Origin of the sequence: Vibrio sp. 1727 (genome assembly GCF_033344415.1) — a bacterium.
GTDB classification, from domain to species: Bacteria; Pseudomonadota; Gammaproteobacteria; order Enterobacterales; family Vibrionaceae; genus Vibrio; species Vibrio alginolyticus.
On record NZ_JAWPOT010000448.1, the window covers coordinates 1 to 598 of the forward strand.

1 protein-coding gene is annotated in these 598 nt (G+C 46.8%); it reads left to right on the forward strand.

Annotated elements, in window-relative coordinates:
• On the forward strand, window positions 1-598 hold a 598-nt coding region (locus R8O10_RS26270; RefSeq protein WP_318192103.1), incomplete at both ends, for an FtsW/RodA/SpoVE family cell cycle protein.

A 598-nucleotide genomic window follows, 5' to 3' on the forward strand; every position in this document is an offset into this window, starting at 1 on the left:
TACTCTGTTTGGCATGTTATTTATCGCGGGCGCGAAGCTTACCCAGTTTCTGGCCCTGATGATTGCTGGCATTGGCGCTGTCGTCGGTTTGATCTTGGTAGAACCGTACCGTATGCGCCGTGTTACTTCGTTTCTTGACCCATGGGAAGATCCGTTCGGTAGCGGCTATCAGTTGACTCAATCTTTGATGGCGTTTGGTCGCGGAGAATGGTTTGGTCAAGGGTTAGGGAACTCAATTCAAAAACTGGAATACCTACCAGAAGCGCACACCGACTTTGTATTTGCGGTATTGGCTGAAGAGCTTGGTTTCGTCGGTGTTGTTTTAGTACTGATGTTGATTTTTAGCTTGGTACTTAAAGCTGTGTATATCGGCAAACGTGCTTTTGAAGAAGGCGAGATGTTTGGTGGTTACTTAGCGTTTGGTATTGGTATTTGGTTTGCGTTTCAAACCATGGTCAATGTGGGCGCAGCCGCTGGTATTGTTCCAACCAAAGGTTTGACGCTTCCACTAATCAGTTATGGTGGTTCCAGTCTGATTATTATGTCCGTCGCAGTGTCCATATTGCTGCGTATCGATTACGAATGCCGCTTGAAACGC